This window comes from Pseudomonas sp. Irchel s3h14 (assembly GCF_900187425.1).
Classification (GTDB): domain Bacteria; phylum Pseudomonadota; class Gammaproteobacteria; order Pseudomonadales; family Pseudomonadaceae; genus Aquipseudomonas.
Map to the genome: position 1 here is coordinate 465,782 of NZ_FYDJ01000001.1, position 25,531 is coordinate 491,312.

Genomic DNA, 25,531 nt, shown 5'->3' on the forward strand with positions numbered 1-25,531 from the left:
TACACCTGCGGGACCGCGGCCAGTGGCCATTAAGCTTCAATTCAGACTGTCGTGGTATTTCATCCCCCCGTCCTGATTCCGAGCTTGCCCGAATGCGCCGTCTTGCCCGCCCCAAACCCCTGATTCTGATCCTGTCGGTCATTGCGTTGATCGCGCTGGTTGCGGCCGGCCAGTACCTGCGCCTGTTCGAGCGCGCCTGGTTCAACCTGCACACCCTTTGGCAGCCAGTGAACGGTCAGTCCATCGCTCTGGATCAGTACCAGGTGGCGGTTGAGGCGCGAGTCATTGTCGGGCTGGACGACGATGTCTCGGCGCTGACTTTCGATCCGGTGCGCAAAAGCCTGTTCACCGTCACCAACAAGAACTCAGAGCTGATCGAACTGTCGCTGGACGGCCAGATTATTCGACGCATTGCGCTGATCGGGTTTGGCGATCCGGAAGCCGTGGAATTTATCAGCGCCGACACTTACGTGATCACTGACGAGCGTCAGCAACGGCTGATCAAGATTCATCTGGAGACGGACACAACGTTCCTCGACGCAGCGGATGCCGAGCAGATGACCCTTGGCGTGCACATGAGCGGCAACAAGGGCTTCGAAGGTCTGGCTTACGACTCGGTGGGCAAACGGTTGTTTGTCGCCAAGGAGCGCGACCCGATGCTGATCTACGAAGTGCACGGCTTTCCCCATTACAACCCGGAAAAATCCTACGCGGTGCACGTAGTGAACAACCCCAAGCGCGATGCCGGGATGTTCGTGCGAGATCTGTCGAGCCTGCAATACGACGAGCGCAGCGGCCATCTGTTGGCGTTGTCGGATGAGTCGCGGCTGATTCTGGAACTCGATGTGGACGGGCGACCGCTGAGCACCCTGTCACTGAGCAAGGGGCGTCAGGGGTTGCAGAAGACAGTGCCGCAAGCGGAAGGGATCGCCATGGATGACGACGGCACGATGTACCTGGTGAGCGAGCCGAACCTGTTCTACGTCTTCAAAAAACCAGCATTGTAGGCTTCTGTAGGAGCAAAGCTTGCTCGCGATGAACGATAACGCGGTGTGCCAGACGCACCGCCATCGCGAGCAAGCTTTGCTCCTACAGAAGCGGAAAAAATCAGGCCTTGAGGGTTTTCACGCCTTCGCTGGTGCCCAGCAGCAGCAAATCTGCTGGACGTGCCGCGAACAAACCGTTGGTGACCACGCCGACGATGGCGTTGATTTGCGTCTCCAGCTCCACCGGGTTGGTGATCCGCATGTTGAACACGTCGAGGATGATGTTGCCGTTGTCGGTCAACACGCCTTCACGGTAGACCGGGTCGCCGCCCAGCTTCACCAGTTCGCGGGCCACGTGGCTGCGGGCCATCGGGATCACTTCCACCGGCAGCGGGAACGCGCCGAGTACCGGCACCAGTTTGCTGCCATCGGCAATGCAAATGAACGTCTTGGCCACGGCCGCCACAATCTTCTCGCGGGTCAGGGCTGCGCCGCCGCCCTTGATCAGGTTCAGGTGCTCGTCGCTTTCATCGGCGCCATCGACGTAGAACTCCAGGTCGCTGACGGTGTTCAGCTCATACACCGGAATGCCGTGGCCCTTGAGGCGGGCAGCGGTGGCTTCGGAACTGGCGACCGCGCCGTCGAACGCGCCTTTGTGCTTGGCCAGTGCGTCGATGAAGCAGTTGGCGGTGGAGCCGGTGCCGACCCCGACGATGCTCTTGTCGTCGAGTTTCGGAAGGATGAAGTCGACGGCGGCCTGAGCCACTGCCTGTTTGAGTTGATCCTGGGTCATGCGGGCTCCGAAGCGGGCAAGGGGAGAACGGAAAGGCCGGCATTATAGCCCCATGCCGGGCTAAAACCTCTTGATTCGTGTGGTCGCCCGGCCGAAAGCCGGGTTAGACTCCTTGGCCCTGCCCAACCCGCTCAGTGATGCTTTCCGATGCTCGAACAGTACGTCAAAAAGATCCTCACCTCGCGCGTTTATGACGTTGCCGTAGAAACCCCATTGCAGACTGCCCGCCAGCTCTCCGAGCGGCTGGGCAACAGTGTTTGGCTCAAGCGCGAAGACTTGCAGCCGGTGTTCTCGTTCAAGATTCGCGGCGCCTACAACAAGCTCACACAGCTTTCCGATGAAGAGCGCGCTCGCGGTGTCGTCACTGCTTCCGCGGGCAACCACGCGCAAGGCCTGGCCCTGGCGGCGAAAGTGTTGGGCGTGAAAGCGACCATCGTGATGCCCAAGACCACCCCGGAAATCAAAGTCGAAGGCGTGCGTTCACGCGGCGGCAAAGTGGTGCTGCACGGGGATTCGTTCCCGGAAGCCCTAGCCTACTCGCTGAAACTGGTCGACGAAAAAGGCTACGTCTACATCCACCCTTACGACGATCCCCACACCATTGCCGGGCAGGGCACGGTGGCGATGGAGATTCTGCGCCAGCACCCTGGCCGTCTGGACGCGATCTTCGTCCCGGTGGGCGGTGGCGGATTGATCGCCGGCATCGCGGCGTACGTGAAGTACTTGCGGCCTGAAATCAAAATCATCGGCGTCGAGCCGGACGATTCCAACTGCCTGCAAGCCGCCATGGCCGCTGGCGAACGTGTGATCCTGCCGACCGTGGGCCTCTTCGCCGATGGCGTCGCAGTGGCGCAGATCGGTCAGCACACCTTTGATATCTGCAAAGACTATGTCGATGAAGTGATCACTGTCAGCACCGATGAAATCTGCGCGGCGATCAAGGACATCTACGACGATACCCGCTCGATCACCGAACCTGCCGGCGCCTTGGGCGTGGCCGGGATCAAGAAATACGTCGAGCAACGCGGCGTCACCGGTCACACCTTTGTGGCCATCGACTCTGGCGCCAACGTCAACTTCGACCGCCTGCGCCACGTCGCCGAGCGCGCTGAACTGGGCGAGGGCCGCGAAGCGATTATCGCTGTGACGATTCCCGAGAAACCGGGCAGCTTCAAGGCGTTCTGTGAAGCCATCGGCAAGCGCCAGATCACCGAATTCAACTACCGCTACAACACCGGCAGCGAGGCGCACATCTTTGTTGGCGTGCAGACGCACCCGGAAAACGATCCGCGCAGTGCGCTGCTGGCCAGCCTGACCGAGCAGGGTTTTCCGGTGCTCGACCTGACCGACAACGAATTGGCCAAGTTGCACATCCGCCACATGGTCGGCGGCCGTGCGGCTCATGTGGTTGATGAAGTGATTCTGCGCTTCGAATTCCCGGAGCGTCCGGGTGCGCTGTTCAACTTCCTCAACAAGCTCGGCGGGCGTTGGAACATCTCGATGTTCCACTACCGCAACCATGGCGCGGCGGATGGTCGTGTGGTCGCGGGCCTGCAAGTGCCTCACGATGAACGCCACCTGGTGCCCGCAGCGCTGGAAGAAATCGGCTACCCGTACTGGGACGAAAGCGACAACCCGGCCTATCAACTGTTTCTCGGCTGAGCGGCTACGCTGATGGCCAGGCCATAAGGAAATCGAACAATGGAAACGTTAACCGCCCTGAAAGTCGCTCATATGGTGGCGACGGTGTTGCTGCTGGTCAGCGCACTGGGACTGGCGATCTGGGTCTGGCGCACGCGACGCAACGGTGATGCGACTGCTCCTGCGCGGACCTTGCAGCGGCCGCGGGTGTTTATCTGGCTGCTGATGGGCCTGGCATTGCTGAGCATGCCATTTACGGGATGGTGGATGGTGCATCTGGTGGGCTGGCCGTTGGGACAGACGTGGTTGCTGGCGTCCAGTGTGCTTTACACCGTGGCGGCATTGGGCTGGTTCTGGTTGCTGGTGCGGCTTAACAAACTGCGCACCGTTCCGGGTGGCAACGGCAAGTTCACCTTTGCCTTGGCGTTGTTCAGTTTTGTCTGCTTTATCGCCATTGCGGGGTTGATGGGCGCCAAGCCTGTTTAAGGCTTGAAACCGGGTTGACCCCTTCGCGGGCGAGCCTCGCTCCTACAGATTATGCGTCGTGTGACCAACACAAATCCTGTAGGAGCGAGGCTTGCCCGCGAAGGCGATTTCAATCGCGCAACGACATCACCGGCCAGCCACGCTTCTCAGCTTCGGCCCGCAGATTTGGATCAGGATCGACCGCAACCGGATTGGCCACTTGCTTAAGCAGCGCCAAATCATTCATCGAGTCGCTGTAGAAATAGCTGTCCTCCAACGAATACCCGGTTTCTTCCAGCCAACGATTCAACCGCGTCACCTTGCCTTCACGAAAGCACGGGACGTCGGTGCTGCGCCCGGTGTAGCGGCCATCAACCATTTCACATTCCGTGGCGATCAGGGTTTCGACGCCCAGACGCTGGGCAATTGGCCCGGTAACAAAACGGTTGGTGGCGGTGATGATCACCAGTTTGTCACCCGCCTTGCGGTGCTTGGCCAGCAGTTCGAGACCCTTGGGCAACACAATCGGCTCAATGCAATCGCGCATGTAATCCTGGTGCCATTGACCCAGCGTGGCCATCTCGGTGCGGCCGAGCACTTCCAGGCAGAAGTTCAGGTAAGCGTCGTTATCCAGCTTGCCGGCCAGGTAATCCTGATAGAACTCATCGTTGCGCGCCTTGTAGGCGACGGCGTCGAGGAAGCCGCGCTCGCACAGGTAATCGCCCCAAGCGTGGTCACTGTCACCGCCCAAGAGCGTGTTGTCCAAGTCGAATAAAGCCAGCCGCATTGCAGTTACTCGCTGAAAAGTCTGTAGAAAGGCGTCCAGAATACGGACTTTTCACAAGAGTGCACATAAGGTAGACCGGCTCGTTGCTGCTATCACAACCTTTGTGGAACAATGCGGCGACATGCGTTTGCGAGGTTGTTGCCGTGATCGACCCCGATGGTTTCCGCCCCAATGTCGGGATCATTCTCACGAATGATGCCGGACAGGTGCTATGGGCTCGCCGTATCAATCAAGATGCCTGGCAGTTTCCACAGGGCGGGATCAACCCCCAGGAGACGCCGGAAGACGCCTTGTACCGCGAGTTGAACGAAGAAGTGGGTCTTGAGCGCGAAGATGTTGAAATTCTCGCCTGCACCCGGGGCTGGTTGCGCTATCGTTTGCCGCAACGTCTGGTCAGGACGCACAGCCAACCGCTGTGCATTGGCCAGAAACAGAAATGGTTTCTCCTGCGCCTGGTCTCCAACGAGCAGCGGGTGCGGATGGATTTGACCGGTAAACCGGAATTCGATGGCTGGCGCTGGGTCAGCTATTGGTATCCGTTGGGCCAGGTGGTGACATTCAAGCGCGAAGTGTATCGACGCGCTCTCAAAGAGCTTGCCCCGCGCCTTTTATCGCGCGACTGACGACGGAGTTCGACCCCGAGCCATGCTCAATACGCTGCGCAAGATCGTCCAGGAAGTTAACTCCGCCAAGGATCTCAAGGCGGCGTTGGGGATTATTGTGTTGCGCGTCAAAGAGGCCATGGGCAGCCAGGTCTGCTCGGTCTACCTGCTTGACCCTGAGACCAACCGCTTCGTGCTGATGGCCACCGAGGGCTTGAACAAGCGCTCGATCGGCAAAGTCAGCATGGCACCCAACGAAGGTCTGGTTGGCCTGGTCGGCACGCGTGAAGAACCCCTGAACCTCGAAAACGCCGCGGATCACCCGCGCTACCGCTACTTCGCCGAGACCGGTGAAGAGCGCTACGCCTCATTCCTCGGGGCGCCGATCATTCACCACCGCCGCGTCGTCGGCGTGTTGGTCATTCAGCAAAAGGAACGTCGCCAGTTCGACGAAGGTGAAGAAGCCTTCCTCGTGACCATGAGCGCGCAGCTCGCCGGCGTTATCGCCCACGCCGAAGCCACCGGTTCGATCCGGGGTCTGGGCCGTCAGGGCAAGGGCATTCAGGAAGCCAAGTTCATCGGCGTACCGGGTTCGCCGGGTGCGGCGGTCGGTACCGCGGTGGTCATGCTGCCGCCGGCCGATCTGGATGTGGTGCCCGACAAAACCATCACCGACATCACCGCCGAACTCGGGTTGTTCAAGACAGCTATCGAAGGCGTGCGCGCCGACATGCGCGCCTTGTCGGCCAAGCTCGCGAACCAGTTGCGCCCGGAAGAGCGCGCGCTGTTCGATGTCTACTTGATGATGCTCGACGATGCCTCGCTCGGCAGCGAAATCACCACCGTGATCAAGACCGGTCAGTGGGCCCAGGGCGCGTTGCGTCAGGTGGTCACCGAGCACGTCAACCGTTTCGAATTGATGGACGACGCCTATCTGCGTGAGCGCGCCTCCGACGTCAAAGACCTCGGCCGGCGCTTGCTGGCTTATCTGCAGGAAGAGCGTCAACAGACCCTGGTCTACCCCGACAACACCATCCTGATCAGCGAAGAACTGACGCCGGCAATGCTCGGCGAGGTGCCGGAAGGCAAGCTGGTCGGTCTGGTGTCGGTACTCGGTTCCGGCAACTCCCACGTGGCGATCCTGGCGCGAGCCATGGGTATCCCGACGGTGATGGGCCTGGTCGACTTGCCGTATTCCAAGGTCGACGGCATCCAGATGATCGTCGACGGCTACCACGGCGAGGTCTACACCAACCCCAGCGAAGTGTTGCGCAAGCAGTTCGCCGAAGTGGTCGAGGAAGAGAAGCAACTGGCCCTCGGGCTGGATGCACTGCGTGACTTGCCGTGCGTGACCCTCGATGGTCACCGCATGCCGCTGTGGGTCAACACCGGCCTGCTGGCGGACGTGGCGCGAGCGCAGAAGCGTGGCGCTGAAGGCGTTGGCCTGTACCGCACCGAAGTGCCGTTCATGATCAACCAGCGCTTCCCGAGTGAAAAAGAGCAGTTGGCGATTTATCGCGAGCAACTCGCCGCGTTCCACCCGCAACCGGTGACCATGCGCAGCCTGGACATTGGTGGCGACAAGTCGCTGTCGTACTTCCCGATCAAGGAAGACAACCCGTTCCTCGGCTGGCGCGGTATTCGCGTCACGCTCGACCACCCGGAAATTTTCCTGGTGCAGACCCGCGCCATGCTCAAGGCCAGCGAAGGCTTGAACAATCTGCGGATTCTGCTGCCGATGATCTCCGGCACCCACGAGCTGGAAGAAGCCCTGCACCTGATTCACCGGGCCTGGGGCGAAGTCCGCGACGAAGGCTGTGACGTGCCTATGCCGCCGATCGGCGTGATGATCGAAATTCCGGCGGCGGTTTATCAGACCAAGGAGCTGGCGCGGCAAGTGGACTTCCTGTCGGTCGGCTCCAACGACCTGACCCAGTACTTGTTGGCGGTGGACCGAAACAACCCGCGGGTAGCCGACCTCTACGACTACCTGCACCCAGCGGTGCTGCAAGCCCTTCAGAGCGTGGTGCGTGATGCTCATGCCGAAGGCAAGCCAGTAAGTATCTGCGGTGAGATGGCCGGCGATCCGGCAGCGGCGGTGCTGTTGATGGCGATGGGCTTCGACAGCCTGTCGATGAACGCCACCAACTTGCCGAAAGTGAAGTGGATGCTGCGTCAGATCAACCTGAGCAAGGCCAAGGAATTGCTCGCCGAGCTGATGACCATAGACAACCCGCAAGTTATCCACAGCTCGCTGCAACTGGCGCTGAAGAACCTTGGGTTGGCGCGGATGATTAATCCGGCTTCGGCGAAAACCCTCTAAACGTTCAGCGGCCCCTTCGCGAGCAAGCCCGCTCCCACATTGGATTTGTGATCGACACAGATCCAATGTGGGAGCGGGCTTGCTCGCGAAGGGGCCAGACCAGACAACACCAATCTAAACCCGCACCTCAACCTCCCCCAAATGCCCGCCATACGGCCCAAAACTCCGTTCAACCATCCACCGCGTCCCATCCGCCTGAACAATCAGCGCCGTACTCGCTCGCGTCCCATAAGTCGGACTGGCAATAAACACACTCGACAGCAACGTCTCGGTGGCCAACCCGACCCCGGTATCCGGCAATTCGGCAAAGGGCGCAGTCTGCGGATCATTCAGCAACGCCAATAAAGCCTGAGGTTGCGGATCGTCCAGCACCTCCTCCAGCGCTGCCCGTGCCTTGAGCAGTTTCGGCCACGGCGTATCCAGCCCCGCATTCGACAAACCATAAACCCCCGGTGGCAGCATCACCGCCTCAGTCTCCCGGGCATTGAAGTGCCACAGTTCGTTGGAATTACCGACCAGCAGGTTAAATCCGGCATATTCCAGCGAACGTCCGCCAACGTCCGCCAAGTAGTCATCTATCGGCATATCCCCGCTAAGAAATCGCGCCACAAGCTCCCCCCGCGACTTGCGCGCGGGCGGCTGATGCGGATCGCGGATATTGGTCAGTGCGGCGAAGCGTCCATTGGCGCCAACACCGAGCCAGGTGCCTCCCGCCTCCAGATCGCGTCCGGCATGCACGTGCGGTGCTTCGGGCCATTGCGCCAGGGGCAGGCTGGGCCGTGCATAGAATTCGTCGCGGTTGGCCGCCACGATCAGCGGCTGGGCGTGACCCGGTCGCCAAGCGAAAACAATCAGGCACATAAGGTAGTCCTTGTGTGTTTTCTGCCCACTCTACTCAGTCATCGTGTGGGTATCCATCGCCATCCAGTGGAGCTTGAGGCCATGCATCCGTTACCATGCCGCTCTCATTTGGGGATGCACATGGAATTTCTGCTCTATCTGGCGCTCGGCGCCTGCGCAGGTGTGCTGGCCGGGCTGTTCGGGGTCGGCGGCGGGATCATTATCGTTCCGGTGCTGGTTTACAGTTTCAAGCTGCAAGGGTTCGATCCGTCGATCCTCACGCACCTGGCGGTCGGCACGTCCCTGGCGACAATCATATTTACCTCGGTCAATGCGATCCGCGAACATCATCGCCGCGGTGCTGTGCGTTGGCCGATTTTTGCCTGGATGACCCTCGGTATTCTCATCGGTGCCGGTTTCGGCGCGCTGACGGCTGAAGCGATCTCCGGGCCCAACCTGCAGAAAATCATTGGCGTCTTTGCGCTGGTCATCGCTGCGCAGCTGGCACTGGATTTCAAACCCAAGGCCAGCCGAACGGTGCCGGGTAAAGTCGGTCTGACCGTGGCCGGCAGTGTGATTGGCTGGGCCTCGGCGATTTTCGGGATTGGCGGCGGTTCGCTGACGGTGCCGTTCCTGACCTGGCGCAGCGTACCGATGCAGCAAGCCGTGGCGACTTCATCCGCCTGCGGCTTGCCGATTGCCTTGTCCAGTGCATTATTTTTCATGATTCTGGGCTGGCATGATCCATTGCTGCCGGCCCATAGTCTCGGTTTTGTTTATTTGCCGGCGTTGCTGGGGATCGCCCTGACCAGCATGTTTTTCGCCCGACTCGGCGCCCGACTGGCCCACAGCCTGTCGCCGAAGTTGCTGAAAAGACTGTTCGCCGCTTTGCTGTTCTGCGTGGGCCTGAATTTCCTGCTCTGACGCACCGCAATCCTGACTTAATCCTGGCGTGACAGCGTCGCCCGGGAATTTTAAAGGTTTCAACTCTAACAAGGAGTCGCAATGCTGCCTTACCCGCAGATCGACCCGGTGGCATTGGCCATCGGTCCGCTGAAAATCCACTGGTACGGCTTGATGTACCTGATCGGCATCGGCGGCGCCTGGCTGCTGGCGTCGCGCCGGTTGAACCGCTTCGACCCGACCTGGAGTAAAGAGAAACTCTCCGACATGGTGTTCTGGATGTCGATGGGGGTCATTGTCGGCGGCCGCTTGGGTTATGTGCTGTTCTACGATCTGAGTGCTTACCTCGCCAACCCGCTGTTGATTTTTGAAGTGTGGAAGGGCGGCATGTCGTTCCACGGCGGCTTCATCGGCGTGATGTTGGCCGCGTTGTGGTTCGGTAAAAAGAACGGCAAGTCGTTCTTCCAGCTGATGGACTTCGTCGCACCGATGGTGCCGATCGGTCTGGGCGCCGGACGTATTGGCAACTTCATCAACGCCGAGTTGTGGGGCAAGGCCACCGATGTGCCGTGGGCGATGGTCTTCCCGACCGATCCGGCGCAACTGGCGCGTCACCCGTCGCAGCTGTACCAGTTCGCCCTCGAAGGCGTGGCGCTGTTCGCCATTCTCTGGTTGTTCTCGCGCAAGCCGCGGCCGACCATGGCAGTGTCCGGGATGTTCGCGCTGTTCTATGGCATTTTCCGTTTCATCGTCGAATTCGTCCGGGTGCCGGACGCGCAACTGGGCTATCTGGCCTGGAACTGGCTGACCATGGGTCAGGTACTGTGCGTACCGATGGTCGTCGGCGGTCTGTACTTGATCTGGCTGGCGTATCACCGTGCACCGGCGGCTCCAGCGGCAGCTGTATAAATTCGAATCCCGGGGCGACGGTCCCGGGTTCAAGGACACAGGTAACTCATGAAGCAATATCTCGAACTGGTCGCCCACGTCATCAAGAACGGCACCAAGCAGGCCAACCGCACCGGCGTGAACACCATCAGCTTCCCTGGCGCGATGCTGCGTTATGACCTGAAGGAAGGTTTCCCGGCGATCACCACGCGCAAGATGGCCTTCAAATCGGCCATCGGCGAGATGTGTGGTTTTCTGCGCGGGGTGAACAACGCCGCCGAATTCCGTGCGCTGGGCTGCAAGGTCTGGGATCAGAACGCCAACGAAAACGCCCAGTGGCTGGCCAACCCGTTCCGTCAGGGCGAAGATGACCTCGGCGAGATCTACGGCGTGCAATGGCGCAAATGGCCGGCGTACAAGCAGATCCCGGTCAGCAACCAGGCCGCCATCGAGCAGACCCTGAGCCAAGGTTATCGTCAGATTGCTGAAGGCGAAGAGGGCGGTCAGGCTTACGTGGTGCTGTACAAGGCGATCGACCAGATCCGCCAGTGCGTCGACACCATCATCAAAGACCCGGGCAGCCGCCGCATTCTGTTCCACGGCTGGAACGTCGCCCAGCTCGATGAAATGGCTTTGCCGCCGTGCCATCTGCTGTACCAGTTCCACCCGAATGTCGAGACGAAGGAAATCTCCCTGACCCTCTACATCCGTTCGAACGACCTGGGCCTGGGCACGCCGTTCAACCTCACCGAAGGCGCCGCGCTGCTGAGCCTGATCGGTCGCTTGACCGGCTACACGCCGCGCTGGTTCACCTATTTCATCGGTGATGCCCACGTCTACGAAAACCATTTGGACATGCTGAATGAACAGCTCAAGCGCGAGCCGTTCCCGATGCCGAAACTGGTGATTAGTGATCGTGTGCCGGAATTTGCCAAGACCGGTGTGTATCAGCCGGAGTGGCTGGAGTTGATCGAGCCGAGCGATTTCTCGCTGGAAGGCTACGAGCACCACGCGCCAATGACTGCGCCGATGGCGGTCTAAGCCTTAACACCGACCAAATGTGGGAGCGGGCTTGCTCGCGAATGCGTCGTGTCAGTCAACGATGATGTCGACTGGCATACCGCTTTCGCGAGCAAGTCGGATCGCCGCACCGCCGCTCCCACATTTGATTTTCGGTGGCCTTAGTGACCGTGGCTTCTCCCTACATGAGAATGCTCAACCTCCGTCGCCACAACCCCGCCGCTGACCTCCAACCGCTGCAAAATCCCGCACTGATCAATATCCGGCCCTTCGCTGCAACGTTGGCGCAGGTCGAGCAGTTGTGTCTGCAACGCCAGCAACCCATCGATCCGCGCCTTGACGTGATGAATGTGTTCGTCGATCAACGCATTCACGCTTTCACACTGATCCTGCGGACTGTCACGCAGGGCCAGCAGGCTGCGGATTTCTTCCAGCGTCATGTCGAGGGTGCGGCAGTTGCGGATGAAGGTCAGGCGCTCGGCATGAGCCTGGGTGTAGACGCGGTAGTTACCGTCGCTGCGGGCCGGTTCCGGCAGCAGGTTTTCGCGCTCGTAGTAGCGGATGGTTTCCACGGCGCAGTCAGTGAGTTTGGCCAGTTCTCCGATCTTCATGACGGCAATCTCCAAATAGGTGCTTGACCCTATAGTGGCTACAGGGTCTTTACTTGGCAACAGGCACCTTTCCGGACGCGACCCAATGAGCGATTCCCTTCACACGCACAAACCCGAAGACGGGCATAATCACGATCACAAGCTGCAGCCTGTGCAGAAGAAGCATGACCACGGCGGCCACGGGGATTCCTGCTGTTCCTCAAAAGTGGCGGCACCGTCGCTGATCAAATTGAGCGAAACCCCAACGGCCGGCGCACGGCTGAGCAGCTTCCGCATCGACGCCATGGATTGCCCGACCGAGCAGACGCTGATCGAGAACAAACTCGGCAAACTCGTCGGCGTGCAGCAACTGGAATTCAACCTGATCAACCGCGTGTTGGGCGTCACCCATGATCTGCCGAACACCGCGCCGATCATCGACGCCATCAAGTCCCTCGGCATGCAGGCCGAGCCGCTGGAACAGGGCGTTGAACCGCCAGCGCCGGCCCCCGAGAAAAAGCCCTGGTGGCCCTTGGCGCTGTCGGGTGTTGGCGCACTGCTCGCAGAAGTTATCCACTTCACCAACGCTGCGCCGAACTGGGTCGTGGCAGTCATTGCGTTGATCTCGATCCTCAGCGGCGGCCTCGGCACCTATAAGAAGGGCTGGATCGCACTTAAAAACCTCAACCTGAACATCAACGCACTGATGAGCATCGCGGTGACCGGCGCGATCCTGATCGGTCAGTGGCCGGAAGCGGCGATGGTGATGTTCCTGTTCACCGTGGCCGAGTTGATCGAAGCCAAGTCGCTGGACCGGGCGCGCAACGCCATCGGCGGCTTGATGCAGATGGCCCCGGAACAGGCCACGGTGCAGCAGGCTGACGGCAGTTGGACCGAGCAGGACGTCAAAGCGATCGAGCTAGGCGCGCGAGTGCGGGTACGTCCCGGTGAGCGGATTGGTCTGGACGGTGAAGTGGTGGCTGGCAGTTCAACCATCGATCAGGCGCCGATCACCGGTGAAAGCTTGCCGGTGGAGAAGACTGTCGGCGACAAGGTTTTCGCCGGGACCATCAATCAGGCCGGTTCCCTGGAGTACTCGGTAACCGCAGCGGCCAACAACTCGACCCTGGCGCGAATCATCCACGCCGTCGAACAGGCCCAGGGTGCGCGGGCACCGACCCAGCGTTTCGTCGACAGCTTCTCGAAAATCTACACTCCGGCGGTGTTCATCCTGGCCCTCGCGGTGGCGGTGATTCCGCCACTGTTTATGGGCGCGCTGTGGTTCGACTGGATCTACCGGGCGTTGGTGTTGTTGGTGGTTGCCTGCCCATGTGCGCTGGTGATTTCCACCCCGGTGACCATTGTCAGCGGCCTCGCGGCGGCGGCGCGCAAAGGCATTCTGGTGAAGGGCGGCGTTTATCTGGAGGGCGGTTACAAGCTCGATTACCTGGCCTTGGACAAGACCGGCACGATCACACACGGCAAACCGGTGCAGACCGATTACCTGTCGCTTGATCCAACTGCCGATGAATTGGCCCCGGCGATTGCGGCGGCGCTGGCCGGTCGCTCCGATCACCCAGTGTCCTTGGCCATCGCCAACGCGGCTGTGGATAAACAATTCGCGCCGCTCGTTGTGGATAACTTCGAAGCGCTGGCCGGTCGCGGTGTGCGCGGCGAAATCAATGGTCAGGTTTACCACTTGGGTAATCACCGTTTAGTGGAAGAACTGAACCTGTGCTCGCCCGAACTGGAAGAAAAGCTGTTCGCGCTGGAGAAACAGGGCAAGTCCGTGGTGCTGCTGCTCGACAAATCCGGCCCATTGGCGCTGTTCGCCGTGGCCGACACCGTGAAAGAGTCCAGCCGCGAGGCGATCCAGCAACTGCACGACCTGGGCATCAAAACCCTGATGCTCACCGGCGACAACGTCCACACCGCTCAGGCGATTGCCGCGCAAGTCGGCATCGACGAAGCCAAGGGCGATCTGCTGCCGACCGACAAGCTGCAAGCCATCGAAGCCCTTTATGCACGGGGCCATAACGTCGGCATGGTCGGCGACGGCATCAACGACGCACCGGCGCTGGCGCGAGCCGAGATCGGTTTTGCCATGGCGGCGGCGGGCACCGATACCGCCATCGAGACTGCCGATGTCGCCCTGATGGACGACGATCTGCGCAAGATTCCGACCTTCATCCGGCTGTCCCGACAAACCTCAAGCATCCTCAAACAGAACATTGCCCTGGCATTGGTCATCAAAGCGATCTTTCTTGGGGTAACCTTCGCCGGGATCGCCACCATGTGGATGGCGGTGTTCGCCGACATGGGCGTGAGTCTGTTGGTGGTGTTTAACGGTTTGCGCCTGCTGCGCAAATAGACGATGAGGAAAGGGTGTGCTGAGTGCCGAGCTGAAGGCGTTTTACATGGTTGCCCGCCTGGGCAGCATTACCCTGGCGGCGAAAAAACTCGGCCTGAGCCAACCCACGGTGACCACGCAGATTCGCAATCTGGAAAGTCAGTACTCGGTTGAGCTGTTCTACCGTGGCGGCCGCCGCCTCAGTGTCAGCGATGAAGGCGCGCGGTTGCTGCCGATGGTCAAGGCGCTGTTGCAGCAGGAAGCCGACATCGAGTTTTTCCTGCGTAACAGCGGTCAGGTCCAGGGCACGCTGCGCATTGCGGCCACGGCGCCTTACTACATCCTCGATCTGGTGAAGACCTTTCGCGAACGCTTGCCGCAGGTGGAAGTGTCAGTGGAGATCGGCAACTCCCAGCAGGTACTTGAAGCGCTGGAGGATTACCGGGTCGATATCGCTGCGTCTTCGCAGTTGCTCGATGATGCGCGGCTGATTCGCCGGGTGCTCGGCAGCGATCCGCTGGTGCTGGCGGTTCATCGCAATCATCCGCTGGCGGTCCACGACCATGTGCCGCTCAGTGCATTGGCCGGGCATACGTTATTGATGCGCGAAACGGGCTCGACCACTCGACGTCTGACCGAGGAATTGCTGGCTAGCGCCGGGGTGAGTTTCGGGCCTTTGTTGGAAATTGGCAGCCGTGAGTCGATTCGTGAGGCCGTGTTGCGCAACATTGGCATCAGCATCATTGCCCGGCAGGAAGTGCCGCATGATCCGCAACTGCGCGTGCTGACTATCGAGAATGCGCCGCAGATTCCCGAGTATTTGTACTGCCTCAAAGAGCGAAAAGGCGCGCGGCTGCCGGCGGCGTTTCTCGGCCTGGCGCAGGAAATGGCCCCGGCCTGAAATCTCTATTGCCTGTTCTGGCCTCATCGCGGGCAAGCCTTGCTCCTACAGGGGAATGCGGTCAACTGTAGGAGCAAGGCTTGCCCGCGATGGCGTCAGTTCAGGCACCGCATGACTTCAACCAAAATCCCTGAATACCACTATCAGCCGTTTTTGCCTCACTGCCACATGACGGACGCATTACAAATCTAGGATGGCCTTCATCTGCTTGATGAGGCCTGTCCATGAACCACTCGATCGCAACTGCCCTGACCAACCCCGGCGCCCCGATGAAAGTGCGCGGCGTGCAGAAACGCTTCGGCGCCTTCACCGCGCTGGATAACGTTTCCCTCGACGTGGCGGCCGGTGAACTGGTGTGTTTGCTCGGTCCGTCGGGCTGTGGCAAAACCACCTTGCTGCGCTGCATCGCCGGTCTTGAGAAACAGGACAGCGGCGAGTTGTACCTCGGTGATCGCGACGTTTCCCACCTGGCGCCCCAGGCTCGGGACTACGGCATTCTTTTTCAGTCCTACGCGCTGTTCCCCAATCTCACCGTCGAAGCGAACATCGCCTACGGCCTCGCCGGCAGTGGTCGCGATGAAGTGCGCAAGCGTGTCGGTCAGATGCTGGAACTGGTCGGCCTGATCGGCAGTGAGAAAAAGTACCCCGGCCAATTGTCCGGCGGCCAACAGCAGCGCGTCGCACTGGCTCGGGCCCTGGCGCCGGCGCCTTCGTTGCTGCTGCTGGACGAACCGATGTCGGCCCTCGACGCCCGGGTCCGCGAGCATCTGTGCACCGAACTGCGCCAACTGCAGCGCAACCTCGGCATCACCACCCTGATGGTCACGCACAATCAGGACGAAGCCATGCTGATGGCCGACCGCATCGCCGTGATGAACAACGGCAAGGTCGAGCAATACGCCACGCCGCAGGAAATCTACGACCGCCCGGCCACACCGTTTGTGGCGGAGTTCGTCGGCCAGGGCAACTGGCTGCCATTCCAGCGCAGCAGCGACAGCCACGCCCAGGTCGGCGGTATGAACATGCGCCTGGCCGACGGCAGCGCCAAAACCGCGTCCGGACGTTTGTTCTGCCGCCCGGAAGCGATCAACGTCAATCCGCCCGTGCACGAAGAAAATCTGTTCCCGGCCAAGGTTCGCGAAATCACCTTCCTCGGCAACCGTTGCCGCATGAGCTTCGAACTCGATCAACTGCCCGGCCACGCATTGCTCGCGGAACTGGCGCCAGAAGCCATGCCACGCCTCGGCGCCCAGCAGATCATGGTCGCCTTGCCGCCACGTAGCCTGCAGGTGTTTGCCTGATGAGCGCGAACCTCGTGCTGCCGATACCGCACAAGCAGGTTCGGCAGACCTCCCGTGCCGAGATCGGCGACCGGGTGTTCGTGGTCGGCGGCAAGGTCCTGTTGCTGGTGTTGCTCGGCGTTGCGGTACTGATGCCGTTGCTGGCGATCTTCTGGCGCGGCTTCAGCTCGGAAGCCGGGCAGGGCGGCGGTTTGGCGGCCGCCCGTGAACTGGTGACCAGTGCCAATTTCCACTGGCTGCTCGGCAACAGCCTGAAAGTGTCCCTCAGCGTCGCAGCGATTGTCGTACCGCTGGCCTACCTGTTTGCCTACGCCCTGCAACGCACATTGATTCCAGGCAAAGGCATCTGGCGCGGCATGTCGCTGTTGCCACTGATGGCTCCGTCGATGCTGCCGGGGATTGCGCTGGTTTATCTGTTCGGCAACCAGGGCATGTTGCGCGGTTTGCTCTCGGACAATATCTACGGCTTCTGGGGGATTGTTCTGGGCGAGGTCATCTACACCTTCCCACACGCCTTGATGATTTTGCTGTCGGCGCTGTCCCTGGCGGATGCGCGACTGTTCGATGCTGCCTCCAGCATGGGCGCGAGTCCGGCGAAGGCCTTTCGCAGCATCACTTGGCCGGCAACGCGTCAGGCTGTGTTCGCGGCGTTCTGTCTGGTGTTCACCCTGACCATCACCGACTTCGGCGTGCCAGTGGTGGTCGGTGGCGATTATCAGGTGCTGGCGCTGGAAGCCTACAAAGCCGTGGTCGGCCAGCAACAGTTCGGTCGCGGCGCGTTGATCGGCATGGTCCTGCTGCTGCCAGCACTGTTCAGCTTCGGTGTCGACGCCTGGCTGCGTCGCCGTCACGGCGACTCCATGAGCGGTCGGGCGCAGGTCTTTCAACCGGCGCCGTCGAAATTGCGGGACGGCTGCTACCTGGCGATCGTGCTGCTGATCTGCGCGGTGTTGCTGCTGGTGTTCGGCATGGCGGTGTATTCGTCGCTGGTGAAATTCTGGCCGTACAACCTGTCGCTGTCGCTCAATCATTACCAGTTCAACGACACGGCGGGCGGTGGCTGGCTGGCCTACGGCAACAGCGTGAAAATGGCGTTGTGCACGGCGCTGATCGGCAGCGTGCTGATCTTTACCGGCGCTTATCTGATGGAAAAAACCAAGGGCCAGCGCGGGCTGAATCTGATACTGCGCATGCTCAGTTTCGTACCGATGGCGGTGCCGGGTCTGGTGCTGGGCCTGGGTTACGTCTTTTTCTTCAACCTCACCGGCAACCCGCTGCATGTGCTCTACGGGACCATGACCCTGCTGGTGGTCTGCACCATTGCTCACTATTTGACCACCGCGCAAATGACCGCCACCACCGCGCTGCGCCAACTCGACGCCGAGTTCGAAGCCGCTGCGTTGTCGCTCAAGGCGCCGCTGTATCGGCATTACCTGCGCGTCACCGTGCCGATCTGCCTGCCGGCGCTGCTGGACATCGTGCGCTACCTGTTCGTCTCGGCCATGACCACCGTCTCGGCGGCGATCTTCCTCTACAGCCCCGACACCATCCTCGCGGCGGTGGCGGTGCTGAACATGGACGACGCCGGCAACGTCGGCGGCGCGGCAGCGATGTCGACCCTGATTCTGTTCACCTCGGCGGGCGTGTCCCTGCTGCTGGCCTGGGCTTCGCGCGGTTTGTTGCGCCGCTCCCAGGCCTGGCGGCAGACCGCGCCGGGTCATTGATTCGCTGCTCCTAAAACCGAAAGCCCCTCAACTCAAAAACAGGAAAAGATCATGTTCAAGCCTATGGCCCTGGCCGCTGCTGTCCTCACCGCTTTCAGCCTGAACGCCTTCGCGGCGAAAACCGAGTTGACGGTGTACACCGCCCTCGAAGCCGAACAACTGAAGACCTATAAAGCGGCTTTCGAAAAGGCCAACCCGGACGTCGAGATCAAGTGGGTGCGCGATTCCACCGGCATCATCACCGCCAAACTGCTGGCCGAAAAAGCTCGCCCGCAGGCTGACGCGGTGTGGGGCCTGGCGGCTTCAAGCCTGGCGATCCTCGATCAGCAAGGCATGCTGCAAAGCTACGCGCCGAAGGACTTGGGCAAGATCGGCGGCAACTATCGCGACGCGGCCAACCCGCCAGCCTGGGTCGGCATGGACGTCTGGGCCGCGACCATTTGCTTCAACACCGTCGAAGCCGAAAAGCAGGGCCTGAGTAAGCCAGTGAGCTGGCAGGATCTGACCAAGCCTGAGTACAAAGGCAAGATCGTCATGCCCAACCCGGCCTCGTCCGGCACCGGTTTCCTCGACGTCAGCGCCTGGCTGCAAACCTTCGGCGAGAAGCAGGGCTGGCAGTACATGGACGACCTGCACCAGAACATCGGCCAGTACGTTCACTCCGGTTCCAAGCCGTGCAAGCTGGCGGCTTCGGGTGAGTTCCCGATCGGTATTTCCTTTGAATACCCGGCTGTTCAGTTGAAGCGCCAAGGCGCACCGCTGGACATCATCCTGCCGAAAGAAGGCCTGGGTTGGGAGATCGAAGCGACGGCTGTGATCAAGGGCACACCGCACGAAGAGGCGGCGAAGAAACTGGCTGACTTCTCCGCCAGTCCGGCGGCGATGGAGCTTTATAAAGAGAACTTCGCCGTCCTCGCGCAACCGGGTATTGCCAAGCCGCAGACCGAATTGCCGGCGGATTACGAGCAGCGTTTGATCAAGAACGACTTTGCCTGGGCGTCGAAGAATCGCGATGAAATCCTCACCGAGTGGCGCAAGCGCTATGACGGCAAGTCCGAGAAAGTGGCTGCCAAGTAAGATCTTCATCGGCTGTGAGGGCCCTTTCGCGGGCAAGTCGGATCGCCGCACCGCTCGCTCCTACAGGGATACGCGTTCCCCTGTAGGAGCGAGGCTTGCCCGCGAAGGCGGCTTCGAGTTCAGGACAAAACCCCATGACACAACACAACGACATGCTGATCGTCGGCGCCGGCATTCTCGGCCTGTCCCACGCCTACGCCGCCGCCAAGCGCGGTCTGAAAGTCACCGTTTTCGAACGCAGCGAAACGCCCTTAGGTGCATCGGTACGCAACTTCGGTCAGGCATTGGTCACCGGCCAACCACCGGGTCCGATGCTTGAGCTGGCCAAGGCCAGCCGCGAGATCTGGGGCCAATGGGCGCAACTCGCCGGCTTGCAACTCAAGCGCAACGGCTCGTACCTGTTTGCCCGCACCGAAGCCGAAGAACACCTGCTGGAATCCTTCTGCGCCGGTCGCGCCGTGGAGCACGGTTACCGCGTCGACCTGCTGCGCGGCGCCGCATTGCGCGATTTGTACCGCGGCCAATTCAGCCATCACCGCGCCGCGTTGCACGGCATGGACGATCAGCAGCTGTATTCCCGCGAAGCAATTCCAGCGCTGATCGACTACCTGCGCCGAGAACTCGGTGTCGCGTTTCACTTCTCCACCCTGGTGCGCGACATCGAACCCGGCCGCTTGCACAGCACCGCCGGATCCTTCCGTGCCGAGCAGATCATCGTCTGTTCCGGCCATGATTATCAGACGCTGCTGGCCGAGCCGATCGCCGAACTCAAACCGCAAATCTGCCGCCTGCAAATGCTCCGCGCTCGACCGCAAATCAACCTCAACCTGCAACACGCGTTGCTCACCGGTTTGAGCTGCGTGCACTACGGCGCCTTCGCCGATCTGCCGGAAGCGGCGGCGGTGCAGGCGCAGATTCTGCGAGATGAACCGCACCTGCATGAAAACGGCATTCACCTGCTGATCAGCCCAACGCCGTATGGTGAACTGATCATCGGCGACTCCCACCATTACGGCCGCGACCCGTCGCCGTTCAACGCCGAGCAGGTGGACAACTGGATGATTGAACTGGCCGAGCAGACGTTGGGTTGCAAGGTGCAAGTGGTCGAACGCTGGCAGGGCGTCTATGGTTCACGGGGACCGGGGCCGTTCTCGTTCCTGCGTCCGATGCCGGGTGTGAGCGTGGCACTGATGCACACTGGTGTCGGCATGAGCGTCGGGCCGGCGATGGCCGAACGTAACGTTGCGACCTTATTGGGAGACAGTTGATGGACCGCCATGAGCAAGTCATCGCCGAAGTGTTCGGTCTGTACGAGCGCTTTGGTGACAGCGATTACATCGGCGAGCCGGTGTCGCAAATCGAGCACATGTCCCAGGCCGCCGAACTGGCCATGGCCGAGGGCTTCGATGACGAAGTGGTGCTGGCCGCGTTCTTCCACGATATCGGCCATATCTGCGCCGAGAGCGCCGAGAACATGGGCGGCTTCGGCGTGGTCAGCCATGAGCGCTTGGGCGCCGATTACTTGCGTCGGGCTGGTTTCAGCGAACGCATGGCGCGGCTGGTGGAATATCACGTTCAGGCCAAGCGTTATCTGACGCTCAAAGAGCCCGGGTACTACGAGCGATTGAGCGAAGCCAGTCGCCGCACGCTGGCGTATCAGGGTGGGGTGATGACGGTTGGCGAGGCTGAGGCGTTCGAGCGCGATCCGTTATGTGGGGTCAGTTTGCGCATGCGCCAGTGGGATGAACAAGCCAAGGAAATGGGGATGCCGGTGATTGATCTTGAGGTGCTGAAGGCGAAAGCGGCGGCGCTACTGGTCCAGGGGGAATGCCCTTCGTTCACTGATCACTCTACGGGCAATGTTTAGCGAAACTCCCTACGCCTCGCGGCGATTTGGCGCCATGGCGCGCAACGCGGTGGAGGCGCTAGTGTTTGAGCTTCTTTAATTGCCAAGGAATGCTCATGCGCTATTTGAAAGTCACCGTTCAGGATCGAATCGGCAACGGCCGGGCAGACTCTGTGTTACTGCAGTTCTATGAGACAGCCTGTACCCCCGGCGGCGACATCCTGCTCAACAAGGCCTTTGCACTGGATTTCGACGCTGATGGCAACGTCGATTACAAAATGGGCGATGTCACTAACAACGGTGCGGAAAACAATACTGATCAGCGATTGCTGAAGACCTTCGCCAATGCGTGTCTGAAACTCAACTGGTTCAATCCCGGTGCCTCCACGAAACGTTATCTGAAAATGTTCGTTGAAGACTTCGCCGGGGATGGCAGCCCGGATACCGTGCGTTTGCACTTTCACGAAGGCACCGGCAAAACGACCGACAGGACACTGGCCTATACCGCAGCGGCCTACGACACGGATAACAACGGCACACTGGACTGGGTGATCCACTTCGATGTGGACAACGATGGCGATACCGACGCTGTGGATCAGGGGCTGGTGTCATTACTGAGTGGTACCTACCTCAAGTTCAAATGGAAGTGATCGCTCCAGCGCGCTACTTGAAGGTTATCGCCCAGAACTCGACTGGCCAGGGGCATGCGGACACTGTGCTATATCAGTTTTTTGAGCATGATCACTTGCAGCGCGTGGCAGCGGACGCTGATCTTCGCCGGCTCAAGATTTTTGGTAAAACCTATTTGAAATGCGCCTGGTTCAACGCAGGCGAAAGTGAGGAGCGGCACCTGCGAATCTTCTCGCAGAATCGTTCCGCTGATGGCAGCCCGGAAACGGTACGGCTGCATTTTCACGAGGGATCGCTTATTACCTATAAGGCTGCGGCCCACGATCTGGATAACGATGGTGGGTTGGAGGTGATATTGAGTTCGGATGTGGACAACGACGGGCGTGCTGATCGCACGGATCGGCGACGAGTCGCGTCGCTGGTGCGAGAATTTTTGAAGCTCGGCTTTTGATCGTTCCCACGCAGAGCGTAGGAACGATCAGGTTCAGAGCTGCTGCGCCAGCACTTCGATTTGTTCCTGCCTTTCCGCCTGATTCAACTTCGGATGCGGGTTAAGCGACGACCACTGCGGATGCGCCCGAGCCTTGTTCAGTGCCTCGGGCAGTTTGCCTTCGCGCCAGGATTTGTCCTGGGGTGTGGCGACCTGAATGCTGTCCATCGCCGCATGCCCACGCGCATTGAGCGCTTGCAGCAGTTGCCGCTGACGCAATGCCAATAGCCGCAGCACGCTGTCATCGACGGTCAGCTCTCGCTGGCCTTTGATCTTGCCCAGCAAGCGGCTGCCATAACTGCGCGCGGTTTGCAGGGCGCCGCCGGCAATTGCGCCGGCGAGTGCCGCTGCGCCAAGGGTCAGCCCGCCCACCAATAAATCGACCCCGGCCCCGGCTGCCGCGCCGGCCGCGATACCGCCACCGACTCGCACGCCGAGCTGTTTCAGGGTTTCCGGGTTGAACAAGTCATCGCCCCAGCGGCCATCGAGCAGAGGCAGGTCACTGGCCGCCGCGTCCTGTGGGCGGAAGGCATAGAGCTTGAGCAGCGCTTCGACGCAGCGTTGTTCCCGCTGTCGAACCGCTTTGCGCAGTTCGTTGATGGCTTGCTGTTCTTGCTCGGCTTCGCTGACCACGCTGCGCCGGCACGCGGCACAGTCGATCAATAATTCTGCAATCAGCCGCGCCGCACTCTGTTGCCGGGCCTGGCGTTGGGCCTGCTGATCGGCGATCAAGCGTTCCAGTTGCGGGCGGGCGTTTTCCAGCAGCAGCGCGAGGCTTTCATACAGTCGACGTTCGCCATCTTCCGGCGGCGCGACGCTGTCGAAACGCACCAGTGCGTGCAGGCCCAACCGCGCCAGCGCTTCACGCCAGTCCGGCTCGCGGTGGTTGGCGCTGCTGACAAAGTTCAGCACCGGCAACAGCGGTTTGCCGCAGCTGGCCAACACTTCCAGTTCGTCGCGGTACTTGGCCAGCACCGGTTCCCGGGCGTCGATCACGTAGAGACCGGCGTCGCAGGTCAGCAGTTGCCGCAGCACCTTGGCCTCCTGTTCGAAACGCTGCCGGGCTTCGCTGCCCTCAAGAAATCGCGCCAGACGTGCGGGACCGTCGAGGCGTTCACCCGGTCGTTCCAGACGTTCGAGGTAGTCGAGCAGGGCGATCGCGTCTTCCAGGCCGGGGGTGTCGTAGAGGTCGAGCAAAGGCTCGCCGTCCACCGACAACCGCGCGCCTTCGACGTGTCGTGTGGTGCTGGGGCGATGGGAGACTTCGCCGAAACCGACATCGCGGGTCAGGGTGCGCAGCAATGAGGTTTTGCCGACGTTGGTGTGGCCGACCACTGCCAGCTTCAAGGGCGCTTTCCATGGATTAGTCATGGCCGCTCTCCAGCCAGTTCAATGGCGCGCAATCGGCGAACGGCAGCTCCAGCTGTTGCAGCGCCACGTGCCAGTCACCCAGCCTTTCGGCGTCCAGCGCTTCGCCCGGCGGAGCTTGCAGCAGCCAGATGCGGGTGGCGCTGGCGTTGCGCGCCAGTTCGGCGATCAGTGCCAGACTGCCGCGGTCCGGCGAACGCCGCGGATCGCAAGCGATGGCCAATCGGGCCGGGGGGAAACGGCTCAGCTGTTCGAGGAGTTTGTGCCGCGATTCGCGACTGTCGAGAATCCCGGCGTTGCCCACGGTTTTCGGCAGTGGCGGCGGCCAGGGGCGTTGATCGTCCAGCTCGATGGCCACCAACAGCGCGCCATCGCTTGGCAGGTCGTTGACGCCGCTTTCAATACGATGCAATTGCTCTGGTGCAGCGTCGCTGATGCCCAGGCGTTCACTGGTCGGCATCAGCCGTTCGCGCAGTTGGGCATAATCGGGCAGGTTCAAATCCAGATGTAATGTCGCTTGGCCGGTTTTCCAGCGCCACAGGCAAAACAGCGCCAGCAACAGTCGCGGCAAAACACCGTAGACCACCAACACACCGACCAGCCATGTAGCCCAGGCCTGACGGGCGCTTTCGATGTTCAGTGCGGCATCGCCACTGGCGCGGATCATCTCCACGGTCGGTACGTTGAAACCCAGCATGGCTGGCAGGGCGCCGAGGGCCTGGGTCATGGCGACGAAGGTGTCGCCGCCGAGGAGCGTGGTTTCCCAGACGAAGCCATAACGCCGGGTCGCCATCAGCATCAACAGCATCACCAGCGCGCTGAGCATCGCCAGCAACCACAAACCGTTGACCAGTACGCCGACCGCCCAGCGATTGAGTTTCTGTCGTTGCAGCAATAGCAGCAGGGCCGGGGCCAGTTGCGCGGCTTTGGCATCGCGAGCGAGTTTTTCGCTGAGCCATAACCACAAGCGTCCGAGGGTGGTGCCGTGTTCGCCAGCGAAGGCCAGGCCCAATGCCCAGCTCAGCAATAGAATCAGGTTCAGCCCAAGCAAACTGCCCAAGGCCCAGAACACATTCACCGGAGTTTGTCCGTCGCCCAACGCGGCAAACGCCAGGCCGGCGCCGCTGGCGACGGCGAGAACAGCCAGCACCAACAGCGCCAGCCGCGCACCTTGCAGCCAATGTTTGAGGGCACTGGTCAGTCCATCGCGCTCGGCCAGCCACAGGGCGCGGCGTTGAATACGCGTCGGCAGATCACCGCCCGCGCTGCGGGCCAGTCGGTTGGCTTCCAGATCATCCAGGGGGCCGGCGTGTTCTTCACGCAGGCGCACCGTCTCGGTCAGCCAGAGGTTTTGCAGTGGAGTCAGTTCAGTCACGCGGCATCCCGTCGCTCAATTGAACGGTGAGCATAACCGCTGTGGCGCTTATCGGGGTACGGGAGGCTCTGGTATCCTCGCCGGCATGACTAAATCTCTCTCCCTCAGCCTGATCGCAGCCCTCGGTGAAAACCGTGTGATCGGCGTCGACAACAGCATGCCCTGGCACTTGCCGGGGGACTTCAAATACTTCAAGGCCACCACCCTGGGCAAGCCGATCATCATGGGTCGCAAGACCTGGGATTCCCTCGGTCGCCCGTTACCGGGCCGGTTGAACATCGTGGTCAGTCGTCAGGTGGATCTGCAGCTCGAAGGCGCGGAGGTTTATCCGTCGCTGGAGGCTGCAGTGGTTCGCGCTGAAGAGTGGGCTCGGGAACAGGGCGTCGATGAGTTGATGCTGATTGGTGGGGCGCAGTTGTATGCGCAAGGGCTGGCTCAGGCTGATCGGTTGTATTTGACGCGCGTGGCGCTGAGCCCGGAAGGGGATGCGTGGTTTCCGGAGTTTGATTTGGGGCAGTGGAAACTGGTGTCGAATGTTCCGAATCCAGCGGAAGGCGATAAGCCGGCATACAACTTTGAGGTGTGGGAAAAGGCCTAAAAGCATCGCGGGCAAGCCTTGCTCCTACAGGAT

Annotated in this window: 24 protein-coding genes; 18 read left to right on the forward strand and 6 right to left on the reverse strand. The window is 60.8% G+C overall.

Annotation, left to right across the window (positions count from 1 at the left end; translation table 11 throughout):
* Positions 1 to 92 precede the first annotated feature (92 nt).
* Positions 93 to 1,007 carry an SdiA-regulated domain-containing protein gene (locus CKW16_RS02245; RefSeq protein WP_095127036.1) on the forward strand — a complete coding sequence of 305 codons (915 nt, stop codon included), beginning with the start codon at positions 93 to 95 and terminating at the stop codon, positions 1,005 to 1,007.
* Positions 1,008 to 1,107: 100 nt separating this feature from the next.
* Here CKW16_RS02245 and rpiA read toward each other — a convergent pair whose 3' ends face one another.
* Entirely contained in the window at positions 1,108 to 1,779 is a 672-nt protein-coding gene (gene rpiA, locus CKW16_RS02250; protein ID WP_095127037.1) for a ribose-5-phosphate isomerase RpiA, read from the reverse strand.
* Between the two features lie 147 nt (positions 1,780 to 1,926).
* On the opposite strand from rpiA, the gene ilvA reads away from it, so the two are divergent.
* Both ilvA and CKW16_RS02260 read left to right on the forward strand, forming a co-directional pair.
* Positions 1,927 to 3,441, forward strand: a complete 1,515-nt coding sequence (gene ilvA / locus CKW16_RS02255) for a threonine ammonia-lyase, biosynthetic (protein ID WP_095127038.1) — start codon at positions 1,927 to 1,929, stop codon at positions 3,439 to 3,441.
* 39 nt (positions 3,442 to 3,480) lie between these two features.
* On the forward strand, positions 3,481 to 3,906 hold the full coding sequence (locus CKW16_RS02260; RefSeq protein WP_095127039.1) for a DUF2269 domain-containing protein: 426 nt from the start codon (positions 3,481 to 3,483) through the stop codon (positions 3,904 to 3,906).
* Between the two features lie 109 nt (positions 3,907 to 4,015).
* Here the strand turns inward: CKW16_RS02260 and CKW16_RS02265 are convergent, their stop codons facing one another.
* Positions 4,016 to 4,672 (reverse strand): HAD family phosphatase, encoded by a 657-nt coding sequence (locus CKW16_RS02265; RefSeq protein ID WP_095127040.1) that lies wholly within the window; start codon positions 4,670 to 4,672, stop codon positions 4,016 to 4,018.
* A gap of 143 nt (positions 4,673 to 4,815) precedes the next feature.
* On the opposite strand from CKW16_RS02265, the gene CKW16_RS02270 reads away from it, so the two are divergent.
* Both CKW16_RS02270 and ptsP read left to right on the forward strand, forming a co-directional pair.
* The gene (locus CKW16_RS02270) at positions 4,816 to 5,295 is read left to right on the forward strand and encodes an RNA pyrophosphohydrolase (RefSeq protein WP_008150514.1); all 480 of its coding nucleotides are present in this window, start codon (positions 4,816 to 4,818) and stop codon (positions 5,293 to 5,295) included.
* A 22-nt stretch (positions 5,296 to 5,317) separates the two neighbouring features.
* Positions 5,318 to 7,597, forward strand: coding sequence for a phosphoenolpyruvate--protein phosphotransferase (gene ptsP / locus CKW16_RS02275; RefSeq protein ID WP_056738869.1), 2,280 nt, complete (start codon positions 5,318 to 5,320; stop codon positions 7,595 to 7,597).
* A gap of 114 nt (positions 7,598 to 7,711) precedes the next feature.
* Here the strand turns inward: ptsP and CKW16_RS02280 are convergent, their stop codons facing one another.
* On the reverse strand, positions 7,712 to 8,458 hold the full coding sequence (locus CKW16_RS02280; RefSeq protein WP_095127041.1) for an NRDE family protein: 747 nt from the start codon (positions 8,456 to 8,458) through the stop codon (positions 7,712 to 7,714).
* Positions 8,459 to 8,578: 120 nt separating this feature from the next.
* Between CKW16_RS02280 and CKW16_RS02285 the strand changes: the two genes are divergently transcribed.
* From CKW16_RS02285 to CKW16_RS02295, 3 genes are all read left to right on the forward strand, one after another.
* Complete coding sequence (locus tag CKW16_RS02285) at positions 8,579 to 9,361, forward strand: sulfite exporter TauE/SafE family protein (protein WP_033060544.1); 783 nt, start codon at positions 8,579 to 8,581, stop codon at positions 9,359 to 9,361.
* A gap of 81 nt (positions 9,362 to 9,442) precedes the next feature.
* Entirely contained in the window at positions 9,443 to 10,249 is an 807-nt protein-coding gene (lgt, locus tag CKW16_RS02290; RefSeq protein ID WP_095127042.1) for a prolipoprotein diacylglyceryl transferase, read from the forward strand.
* 48 nt (positions 10,250 to 10,297) lie between these two features.
* Positions 10,298 to 11,269: a thymidylate synthase gene (locus CKW16_RS02295; RefSeq protein ID WP_095127043.1), complete on the forward strand. Its 972-nt coding sequence runs from the start codon at positions 10,298 to 10,300 to the stop codon at positions 11,267 to 11,269.
* A 140-nt stretch (positions 11,270 to 11,409) separates the two neighbouring features.
* Here the strand turns inward: CKW16_RS02295 and cadR are convergent, their stop codons facing one another.
* Positions 11,410 to 11,859: a Cd(II)/Pb(II)-responsive transcriptional regulator gene (gene cadR / locus CKW16_RS02300; RefSeq protein ID WP_046045180.1), complete on the reverse strand. Its 450-nt coding sequence runs from the start codon at positions 11,857 to 11,859 to the stop codon at positions 11,410 to 11,412.
* An 85-nt stretch (positions 11,860 to 11,944) separates the two neighbouring features.
* On the opposite strand from cadR, the gene CKW16_RS02305 reads away from it, so the two are divergent.
* The 9 genes from CKW16_RS02305 to CKW16_RS02345 all read left to right on the forward strand — a co-directional run bounded on the left by CKW16_RS02305 (position 11,945) and on the right by CKW16_RS02345 (position 22,118).
* Positions 11,945 to 14,209 carry a heavy metal translocating P-type ATPase gene (locus CKW16_RS02305; RefSeq protein ID WP_095127044.1) on the forward strand — a complete coding sequence of 755 codons (2,265 nt, stop codon included), beginning with the start codon at positions 11,945 to 11,947 and terminating at the stop codon, positions 14,207 to 14,209.
* A 16-nt stretch (positions 14,210 to 14,225) separates the two neighbouring features.
* Complete coding sequence (locus tag CKW16_RS02310; RefSeq protein WP_095127045.1) at positions 14,226 to 15,089, forward strand: LysR family transcriptional regulator; 864 nt, start codon at positions 14,226 to 14,228, stop codon at positions 15,087 to 15,089.
* Between the two features lie 224 nt (positions 15,090 to 15,313).
* A complete protein-coding gene (locus CKW16_RS02315) occupies positions 15,314 to 16,390 on the forward strand; it encodes a putative 2-aminoethylphosphonate ABC transporter ATP-binding protein (protein WP_095127046.1) in 1,077 nt (358 codons plus the stop codon).
* Entirely contained in the window at positions 16,390 to 18,114 is a 1,725-nt protein-coding gene (locus CKW16_RS02320) for a putative 2-aminoethylphosphonate ABC transporter permease subunit (protein WP_095127047.1), read from the forward strand. The genes CKW16_RS02315 and CKW16_RS02320 overlap by 1 nt, the downstream gene beginning before the upstream one ends.
* A 51-nt stretch (positions 18,115 to 18,165) precedes the next feature.
* A complete protein-coding gene (locus CKW16_RS02325; RefSeq protein ID WP_095127048.1) occupies positions 18,166 to 19,191 on the forward strand; it encodes a putative 2-aminoethylphosphonate ABC transporter substrate-binding protein in 1,026 nt (341 codons plus the stop codon).
* A gap of 134 nt (positions 19,192 to 19,325) precedes the next feature.
* A complete protein-coding gene (locus CKW16_RS02330; protein ID WP_095127049.1) occupies positions 19,326 to 20,459 on the forward strand; it encodes a TIGR03364 family FAD-dependent oxidoreductase in 1,134 nt (377 codons plus the stop codon).
* Positions 20,459 to 21,058 (forward strand): phosphonate degradation HD-domain oxygenase, encoded by a 600-nt coding sequence (locus tag CKW16_RS02335; RefSeq protein ID WP_095127050.1) that lies wholly within the window; start codon positions 20,459 to 20,461, stop codon positions 21,056 to 21,058. Before CKW16_RS02330 ends, CKW16_RS02335 begins: the two co-directional genes overlap by 1 nt.
* A 95-nt stretch (positions 21,059 to 21,153) precedes the next feature.
* Entirely contained in the window at positions 21,154 to 21,687 is a 534-nt protein-coding gene (locus CKW16_RS02340; RefSeq protein WP_095127051.1) for a hypothetical protein, read from the forward strand.
* A complete protein-coding gene (locus CKW16_RS02345; protein WP_095127052.1) occupies positions 21,678 to 22,118 on the forward strand; it encodes a hypothetical protein in 441 nt (146 codons plus the stop codon). Before CKW16_RS02340 ends, CKW16_RS02345 begins: the two co-directional genes overlap by 10 nt.
* 33 nt (positions 22,119 to 22,151) lie before the next feature.
* Here the strand turns inward: CKW16_RS02345 and CKW16_RS02350 are convergent, their stop codons facing one another.
* On the reverse strand, positions 22,152 to 23,528 hold the full coding sequence (locus CKW16_RS02350) for a GTPase/DUF3482 domain-containing protein (protein WP_095127053.1): 1,377 nt from the start codon (positions 23,526 to 23,528) through the stop codon (positions 22,152 to 22,154).
* On the reverse strand, positions 23,521 to 24,900 hold the full coding sequence (locus tag CKW16_RS02355) for a DUF2868 domain-containing protein (protein ID WP_095127054.1): 1,380 nt from the start codon (positions 24,898 to 24,900) through the stop codon (positions 23,521 to 23,523). The genes CKW16_RS02350 and CKW16_RS02355 overlap by 8 nt, the downstream gene beginning before the upstream one ends.
* Before the next feature lie 85 nt (positions 24,901 to 24,985).
* Here CKW16_RS02355 and CKW16_RS02360 point away from each other — a divergent pair, with 85 nt between their 5' ends.
* Complete coding sequence (locus tag CKW16_RS02360) at positions 24,986 to 25,498, forward strand: dihydrofolate reductase (RefSeq protein WP_095127055.1); 513 nt, start codon at positions 24,986 to 24,988, stop codon at positions 25,496 to 25,498.
* The last annotated feature ends 33 nt before the right edge of the window (positions 25,499 to 25,531 follow it).